Here is a 9,841-nt window from a genome sequence, read left to right as displayed (position 1 = left end):
AATGTTAGAAGATCAATTGGTTCACACAAGTGACTTTATCTTCGAAAATGACAAGTTATATGCTATGAAATTCGTTGAAGATGCAGGTGATTCTGAAAACTTGAAAGCAGGTCAAATTATTTCAATTAGACAATTAAGAGATGAGAATTCGTTGTTAAAACGTAATGATAAGAACTTAGTTGAAGCTAGAGATGTAGTTCCGGCAACGGCAACACCAGTACTTCAAGGTATTACTAGAGCATCACTTCAAACGAAATCATTTATTTCTGCTGCTTCTTTCCAAGAGACAACTAAAGTATTAAATGAAGCTGCTGTAGCAGGTAAAATTGATACATTAGAAGGTCTTAAAGAAAATGTAATTGTTGGACATAGAATTCCAGCAGGTACAGGTATGAGAGATTATGATGATATGATTGTAGGTTCAAGTGAAGAATACAATGAATTGGTTTCTTCAAAAGAAACATATAACTATTAAAAAATAGCTTTATATAGTATAAAAAAACCATGAGTACATATCATATGATAAACTCATGGTTTTTTGTTTTAAATTGTTTAAATTTAATTCGAGATTTTAGTAGGAGTCTTTCGAAAGCCTTTTAACGATTAAGTTAACTATGTGCTATTAAAAACATAGAAAGCAATTAAAATTAGAATAAAAACTGTGTGGTAAAGCATAAACACATGGCTTATAAGTAAAAATAAAAGTAAAAAAATAAAATTATGAACGACAATAACAACCCACAAAATCAAATAAACATCGAGTTAGATGAAAAAATAGCTGAAGGAATTTATTCTAACTTAGCCATTATCAACCATTCTAATACAGAGTTTGTTGTAGACTTCGTGACCATGATGCCAGGAGTGCCAAAAGCAAAAGTAAAATCAAGAATAGTTTTAACGCCACAACACGCTAAAAGATTATTAAAAGCTTTGGCAGAAAACATCCAACGATTTGAACAAGCCCATGGAGAAATTAAAGAAGGTGATGCTCCTCAAATTCCACTTAATTTTGGTCCAACAGGTCAGGCTTAATATCTTGTAAATCTAAAGTTGTAAGTATACTTTTATAAATAAATAAAAATGTTATTAGTCAAATATCTTTAAATAGTTGATTATTAACGTTTTTTTTTGTCTTTAAACGAATAACTGAGTTATCTTAAGGTTAATTATGTTTTATATTTTAAATTTGCATCCAAGTAAACATAGTAATTTTACTTAATTGTTTTTTAGACACAAACAATTAAATAAATATGTTGAAATTATCTGTTTTAAATAAAATATTATTATGAAAAAATCTTTACAATTAATTACCAGTTCTTTAAGGGGTAAGCTATTTGCTAAAAAATTATTTACGGGATTGTTATTAGTATCATCAATTTTGACTTATAGTCAAATTGATATTACTCCAATGCGAGTAAATGTTGCTGGGTTTAATACAACATGGACTGATACGGATGTAACAGGTACTTCGGATATAAGATTGTTAAAAGCAACATCTAACACGGTTTCTCCAGCAATGGATTTTGATTCTTACACAGGTGAAGCATTGAATTTTAAAGCAAAAAAACAAGGCTCTGGTGTAGCGGCAGAATATGTAATTACTGTTTCAATTTCTATTGATAATGGTTCTACTTGGACTGTTTTAGGGACTAGAACGCCAACTTCTTCAACTATTCCTGGTGATCAATCGCCTTTTGATATAAGTTCTTATAGTGGAACACAAGTAAAAATTAGATTCTCAGTTGCTGGTACAAACGACCTCGTAGGTGTGGCTATTGATAATTTAAAAATAACGGGTTATCTGCCATCTTGTACTTGGGACGGAAGTTCATGGTCAAACGTAGTTGGTCCAGATGAATTCACAGAAGCTACTATAGCTGGTGCATACAGTACTGGTGTAAATGGTGATTTTGCTGCCAAGAAACTTACGATAGCAACTTCTGGTTCATTGGTAATTAATGCAGGTACAAATGTTTATGTAATCAATGAAGTAGTAAATAATGCAACGGCTGCAGATTTTCTTATAGAAAGTAATGGAAATTTAGTTCAAATTCAGGATGTTCCAGTAAATGTAAATGTTGGTAACATGACTGTTAACCGTGAAACATCGCCATTGAAGTATTTAGATTATGTTTTATGGTCTTCTCCTGTTGAATATCAATATTTGCAATCTTTTTCTCCTGCAACTTTGCCTAATCGTTTTTATACATATAATTCAGCTACAAATTTATATGCAGCTGTTGCTGCACCATCTACAACTTATTTTGAAAAAGGAAACGGATATTTAATAAGAACTCCAGATGATCATCCAACGGTTCCAACAATCTGGGCTTCTACATTTACGGGATATCCAAATAATGGTAATGTTTCAGTAGCAGTTACGGCTAATACATACAATGCAGTTGGTAATCCTTATCCTTCAACGCTAGATGCAGATGCCTTTATCACTGATAATGGAATTGTAGAAGCATTATATTTTTGGAGAAAAGAGAACAATTCTTCAAATCCTTCTTATGCTACTTATACTCTTTCAGGAGGTGTTGCTAATACTGCAGGAGGTTCTGCTTTAGTGCCAACATATGCTATTCAAGTTGGTCAAGGCTTTATTGCTAAATCAACTTCAACAAGTTTGAATTTTACGAATTCAATGCGTGTAGCTGACAATGATGACTTGTTTTTTAAATCAAGTACTACAGTTGATAAAAGTAGACTTTGGTTAGATTTAACGAATGCATCAGGTCTATACTGTCAAACATTAATCGCTTATATGCCAAATGCTACTGCTGGAGTAGATAATGGAATAGATGGTAGAATTTTTAACCAACCAGCTAATGGTGCGTCTTTAACTTCTATAATTGGAAGTGATTCATCTTACATCATTCAAGGAAAAGGAACTTTTTCTAATACAGATGTTGTTTCTTTAGCCTTTAAAACGGCAGTTGCAGGAAACTTTACAATATCGTTAAGTAATGTAGACGGATTGTTTGCTAATAATGCACAAGATATTTTCTTAAAAGATAACTTAACAAATACAATTACTAATTTAACTACTGGTGATTATTCATTTACAACAACAGCTGGTGATTTCTTAAATAGATTTGAAATTGTATACCAAAGCTCAGTGTTAAATGTAAATAATTTTTCTTCAACTAACGTTGTTGTTTATACTAACAACTCAAACGTTGTGGTTAATGCAGGAACATCTTCAATTGCTTCTGTAAAAATATTTGATATCAGAGGAAGATTATTAGCAGAAAAAGGGAATGTTAATGCTTCGGAAGTTGTGTTAAATGTAGCCTCAGCTAATGAAGTTTTATTAGTCCAAGTGGCAAATACAGATGGTGCAGTTGTGACTAAGAAGGTTGTTAACTAGTGTTTTATAGATAAAAAGTAAAAAAATCCTGCCTAATGGCAGGATTTTTTTATTTAACGATTACATAATATAAAAAGGCTATTTATTTTTGATAATGTTTTAGATTTGTGAAAATTTTAAAAACTAATTTATGAAATTACTTTTACCTAAAAAGTTGTTAAAGATAATGTCTGTAGCATTGCTTTTTGTTGGGAATTACGCAGTAGGACAAACTGTAGTAACCCATACATTTGCAGGAACATCGGGACCTATTGATTCAAATATTTCCTTTAGCACAGCTAAAAATTCTGGCACTACTAATCCAGCTTTTAATACTGGAGATAATACTTTGAGGCTTTATTATTCTAGCACGGGAACACCTTATCATGGGTGTTCAATAACGTTAAGTCCATCTGTTGGTGTTACTATCACGGCTGTTGAGCTTTACGGAGTTGCGGGTAATACACCAGTACTAAGGTATACTATAGGTGCTGCAACTGTAACTGCTTTAGATCCAACAATACCTTTGTCGTTAACGACTTATTCAATTAGTGGGTTAAATGTAACTTCTAGTATAAAAATAAGAAATGCTAATACGTCCAATTTACAAGGTAGATTTACAGGGATAAAAGTTACTTATACGGTTCCAGCAACAGGTCCAACTGTAACAACAGTAGCTGCAAATTCAATTACAACTACTAGTGCTGCTTTAAATGGTACAATTAATGCCAATGGCTTTACTACAGACGCTAGTTTCGAATATGGTACTACTGCGGCTTATGGTTTAACAATTACTGCAACACCAGCTTCTGTAACAGGTTCGACTTCAACTTCAATTGCGGCAAGTTTAGGTTCATTAGCTTTAAATACTCAATATTTCTACAGAGCAGTTGGTACAGTTTCAGCTACTCCAACTAACGGTGCTGGTATGTCTTTTTATACATTAGCCGCTACTCCGGGTGTTTTAGTTGTTTCCAATCCTACACAAAATACGCTTGATGTTGCCGTTAATGCAACTACCCAAAATTCAAACCCAGCTGCAACGCTATATGCTATTCAAGAAACAAGTGGACAGTATGTTCAAGCTAATGGTACATTAGGTGCTACAGCCGTTTGGCAAACAGCAGCAACTTGGGCAACTGTAACCGTAACAGGTTTAAGTTCTTCAACGCTTTATACTTTTCAAACTAAAGCTAGAAATGGTGCTACAGTTCCTGTAGAAACTATTTTTGGTGCAACGGCTTCAGGAACTACAACGCTTCCAGACGCTCCAGTTGTAACAGCAGGTGCGCCAACAGGAACTTATAATTTTTCTTTTAGTTATGCCATTAGTGCTTCAAATACAGCAACATCTTATGCTTTGTCAAGCGGAACTTTACCTCTTGGTTTAAGTTTAAATACTACTACGGGAGTAATTTCTGGAACACCAACTGAAGTTGGTATTTTTAATACGAATTTTACGGCTTCAAATGCTGGAGGAACAAGTGCTCCTGCTGCTATTACTATTACAATCAATAAGGCTAATCAAACTATTACTTTTGCAGCGCTTTCAGCTGTAACTTATGGCGATGCGTCTTTTGCATTAACGGGTTCTTCAGATTCAAGTTTAGCGATTTCTTATACAAGTTCAGATACAAACGTAGCTACGGTTTTGGGTACTTCAGTAACAATTGTTGGACCTGGAATAACTACCATAGAAGCTACGCAGCCTGGTAATGCTAATTATAATGCTGCAGTAGCAGTTGGTAGAACATTGACTGTAAATAAAAAAACAGTAACTATTTCTGGTTTAGTGGCTGATAACAAAGTTCAAGATGGAAATAGTCTTGCAACATTATCAGGTACGGCAAGTATAGTAGGAGTTATAAATAGTGATGACGTTATCTTAAATGGAATAGGAATAGGAACTTTTGCTTCTTCGGCTCCAGGAATTGGAATTGCTGTATCTGTTAATGGTTATTCTTTATCAGGAGTAGATTCGGCAAATTATACCCTAACACAACCTACAGGTTTAACGGCAGATATAACAGCTTTGGATGCTCCAGTGGCTACTGCTGCTACTGCGGTTGGTGTTACTTCGTTTACTGCAAATTGGGATGCTGTTTTAGATGCCACTAGTTATGAAATTGACGTTTACGAAGAAACTATTGTTTCTGCAAATACAATTATTGAAACTTTTACTGCGATAGGAGGAGGGACTTCGTCAAGTTATTCAACAAGATCATGGACAGGTGAAGGTGCGGTAAATTGGACAGCTTATAATTCAAGAACAGATCAAATTATTAATGTTGGTGATGATGCAATTTGTTTACGAGATCAAGCTGGTGCATATCTTGAATCTGATGTTATATCTGGAGGTCTTTCTAATTTGTCTTTTGATGTTGCACAAGCCTTTTCTGGTAGTGGAGGAATATTAACAATTAAAGTGTTAACAGGTCCTACATTTAGTACTGTAACTACTATTGGTACAAAATCATATACTACTTCTGTATCTACTTATAATAGTGGAGTGATTTCTGGAATATCAGGAGATTACAAAATTTTAATAGAAAATAATGCCTTTGCAAGGCCAGTTATTGATAATTTAAGCTTTACAAGTGTTTCAAGTCTAACTAATACTTACGTAATAAATGCAATGAATGTTGGAGATGTTACTACTTATGGTGTTACAGGTTTGAATGCAAATACAACCTATCATTATAGAGTTAGAGCTGTATTAGTAGCTGCTACTTCGGTAAATAGTAATGTTATAGCTGTTACTACTGCAGACGATACTTGTGTTTGGTCTTCATTGGCTTGGTCAAATGTAACGGGTCCAACAGAAGAAATAGAAGCTACTATTGCAGATGCTTACGATACGGCTACTTACGGAGAAATAACGACTAAGAAATTAACTATTGATACAGCTGGTTCGTTGGTAATTAGTTCAGGAACTAATGCGTATGTTTTAAATGAAGTTGTTAATAATGGAACGTCTGCTGCAGCTGCTTTAGTAATTGAAAATAATGCTAACTTAGTTCAAATTAACAACACTACAAATACTGGAAATATTACGGTTCACCGTGAAACTTCCGAATTGATACGTTTAGATTATGTGCTTTGGTCTTCACCAGTTGATGGTCAGTTTTTGCAAGCTTTTTCACCAGCTACTTTATCAAATCGTTTTTATACTTATGATGCAGGAACTAATTTATATGCAGTTGTAGCATCGCCATCTACTACTAGTTTTTCAAGTGGAACAGGGTATTTGATTAGAACGCCAAATAATCATCCTACCACACCAACTATATGGTCTTCAACTTTTGCTGGTTTTCCTCATAATGGTGATGTTTCTTTAGCAGTAGCTAATGATACATATAATGCTATTGGTAATCCTTATCCATCAACTTTAGATGCAGATGCATTTATGGCTGATAATTCAATTTCAGAAGCTTTGTACTTTTGGAGAAAAGTAAACAATTCAGCTAACCCATCTTATGCAACTTATACTCTTTCTGGAGGTGTTGCTAATTCGGGAGGTGGTTCTGCTTTAGTGCCAACATATGCTATTCAAGTTGGGCAAGGATTTATTGCAAAATCAACTTCAACGAGTTTGAATTTTACGAATTCAATGCGTGTGGCTGATAACGATAACTTGTTTTTAAAATCAAGCAATACAGTTGATAGAAGTAGACTTTGGTTAGATTTAACTAATACAGATGGTTTATTTTGTCAAACTTTAATTGCTTACATGTCAAGCGCAACTTCTGGAGTAGATAGTAGAATAGATGGTAGAATTTTTAGCCAACCAGCAAATGGCGCTACATTAACTTCTATAATTGGAAATGATTCTTCATACATTATTCAAGGTAAAGGAACCTTTGTTGATACAGATGTTGTTCCTTTAGCGTTTAAAACAGCAGTTTCAGGTAACTTTACAATTGCTTTAAGTAATGTAGATGGATTGTTTGCTAATAACGCACAAGATGTTTTCTTAAAAGATAATTTAACAAATACAATTACAAACTTAACTAATGGAGATTATACTTTTGCAACTGCAATTGGAGATTTCTTAAATAGATTTGAAGTTGTTTATCAAAGTACAGTATTAAACACAGATAATTTTACAAGTAATAACCTTGTTGTTTATACTCAAACTAACAGTATCGTAATTAACGCTGGATCTGATTTAATATCTAATGTTAAAGTATTTGATGTTAGAGGTAGATTATTGTTAGAAAAAGCTAATTTGAATGATTCGGAAGTTGTTTTAAATATTTCAAAATCAAATGAAGTGTTACTTGTTCAAGTTACAAACCAATACGGTAATGTAATTACTAAAAAAGTGATTAAATAACTAAATTTCATTTAGATTACTAAAAAAAACAGTTGCTAATTTTTAGCAACTGTTTTTTTATATGATATAATGTAGTAAGCTCATTTATGTAGTTGTTAAATGTGTTTTTAAGGCTGATAGCATTAGAATATCACATCAGTAATGTAATTTATTTAGTAACTTATAAAATCAATCTAGGGATGTACTATGTGTTGTTGGAATAGTGTGTTATAAAGTTGAATAAAATACATTCGATTTAGTATTTATAAACAAGAGATTACTTAATGGGTGATCCTTTTTTTACTTACTTTGGATATGCTGAAATGTATAGGTAATTGCAATGCGATATAGGTATAACACAGAAAACTCTAAATTATATAATAAATTATACAATTTAAAGTTTTATAGTATATTTTGAATTAAGTTATTAGTTTAATTCAGTAGTTTTAGTTGATGCTTTTAGTTTGTAAAATACAAAAACAATTCCAACAATTGCTAATAGTATTATTTTGTTGTTTAAAGGTACTGCGTCTGGACCTTCTAAGTCACCATCAGCAGTGTCAGATCCAGGTTGAGCAAATGTTACCAAGTTAAACAATAGCATGAAAATAAATATGCTAATTTTTTCGTAATTTCTCATATTTTTTGTGTTTTAACAATGCGAATATAGAAATTTTTTAAGCATTCAGTATTAAAATACCGTTACTAAAAAGCAAAAAATCGACTTATGACATATTTAACAGATTAATGGTAATTTTTTTTGATAATGTAGTCTCTTTGAAGGGATTAATTTAAGATTTTGAGCTATTATCTAAAATTCAATTTAAAAATTATTCTTAAAATTATTTCATAAAAAACAAAAAAACCACAGCTACTAGATGTGGTTTTTTTATGCTTTCAAAAAAAAAAAATTAATCAATCTCAGAGGTGTAAAATAAATTAACTGATGGAAATTTCTGTTTTGTCATTTGAATTGAGAACTCAGAATCGGCCAAAAATACTAATTGGCCATATTTATCTTTGGCTAAAAATTTTTGTTTGATTCTTTTAAATTCAGCAAACTCTTCATTTTTAGGCTCCGTTGGTTTTACCCAACAAGCTTTATAAGCTGGGAAGTTTTCATATGTACATTTTGCTCCATATTCATGCTCAAGTCGGTATTGAATAACCTCATATTGTAAGGCTCCAACTGTTCCGATTATTTTTCTTCCATTCATGTCTAAAGTAAATAACTGAGCAACTCCTTCATCCATTAATTGGTCTATCCCTTTTTCAAGTTGTTTAGATTTTAAGGGGTCAGCATTGTTAATGTATCTAAAATGTTCTGGTGAAAAACTTGGAATTCCTTTAAAGTTCATTAGTTCGCCTTCGGTTAAGGTGTCGCCAATTTTAAAGTTTCCTGTGTCATGTAATCCGACAATATCACCAGCATAAGAAATATCAACAATCTCTTTCTTTTCTGCAAAAAAGGCATTTGGACTTGAGAATTTCAAATTCTTATTTAACCTCATGTGATGGTATGCTTTGTTTCTTTCGAATGTTCCAGAAACAATTTTAATAAATGCTAATCGGTCTCTATGTTTAGGATCCATATTGGCATGAATTTTAAATACAAATCCACTCAACGTTTTTTCATTTGGATTCACTAATCGTGTGTCAGATTCCTTAGGTCGAGGAGAAGGAGCAATGTCAATAAAACAATCAAGTAATTCTCTTACACCAAAGTTGTTTAAAGCTGAACCAAAGAAAACAGGTTGTAAATCTCCTTTCAAATAATCTTCTCTATTAAAATCAGGATATACTTCACTTATTAATTCTATTTCTTCTCTAAGTCTTTCGGCCGGTTTTGAACCGATTAATGTATCTAATTCAGGATTGCTTAAATCAGAAATTGCAATTGTTTCTTCGATGTCTTTTCTGCTGTCACCTGAAAATAAATTAATATTTTTTTCCCAGATGTTATAAATTCCTTTGAAATCATAACCCATTCCAATAGGAAAACTTAAAGGTGTTACGGTTAAGTTTAGTTTTTGTTCCACTTCATCTAGTAAATCAAAAGCATCTTTTCCTTCTCTATCCAACTTGTTGATAAAAACAATAATTGGAATTTTTCGCATGCGACAAACTTCAACTAATTTTTCAGTTTGTTCCTCAACCCCTTTTGCAACATCAAT

General features: G+C 32.5%; 5 protein-coding genes and 1 pseudogene. 4 read left to right on the top strand and 2 right to left on the bottom strand.

Going from position 1 to position 9,841, the window contains the following annotated elements:
• The 4 genes and pseudogenes from AACZ53_RS11705 to AACZ53_RS11690 all read left to right on the top strand — a co-directional run.
• Window positions 1-475: pseudogene (locus AACZ53_RS11705) on the top strand (DNA-directed RNA polymerase subunit beta'); the annotation flags it as partial.
• 245 nt (window positions 476-720) lie between these two features.
• A complete protein-coding gene (locus AACZ53_RS11700) occupies window positions 721-1,032 on the top strand; it encodes a DUF3467 domain-containing protein (RefSeq protein ID WP_339838630.1) in 312 nt (103 codons plus the stop codon).
• Between the two features lie 253 nt (window positions 1,033-1,285).
• Window positions 1,286-3,373, top strand: coding sequence for a T9SS sorting signal type C domain-containing protein (locus AACZ53_RS11695; protein ID WP_339838625.1), 2,088 nt, complete (start codon window positions 1,286-1,288; stop codon window positions 3,371-3,373).
• A gap of 130 nt (window positions 3,374-3,503) precedes the next feature.
• Entirely contained in the window at window positions 3,504-7,688 is a 4,185-nt protein-coding gene (locus AACZ53_RS11690; protein ID WP_339838622.1) for a YDG domain-containing protein, read from the top strand.
• A gap of 406 nt (window positions 7,689-8,094) precedes the next feature.
• Here AACZ53_RS11690 and AACZ53_RS11685 read toward each other — a convergent pair whose 3' ends face one another.
• Window positions 8,095-8,307 carry a hypothetical protein gene (locus tag AACZ53_RS11685; protein WP_339838619.1) on the bottom strand — a complete coding sequence of 71 codons (213 nt, stop codon included), beginning with the start codon at window positions 8,305-8,307 and terminating at the stop codon, window positions 8,095-8,097.
• Between the two features lie 271 nt (window positions 8,308-8,578).
• The coding region (locus AACZ53_RS11680; RefSeq protein WP_339838617.1) for a peptide chain release factor 3 at window positions 8,579-9,841 on the bottom strand (1,263 nt) is incomplete at its 5' end.

The sequence above is a fragment of the uncultured Flavobacterium sp. genome (genome assembly GCF_963975005.1).
Taxonomy (GTDB): domain Bacteria; phylum Bacteroidota; class Bacteroidia; order Flavobacteriales; family Flavobacteriaceae; genus Flavobacterium.
This window is presented reverse-complemented; position numbering and strand designations above follow the sequence as displayed.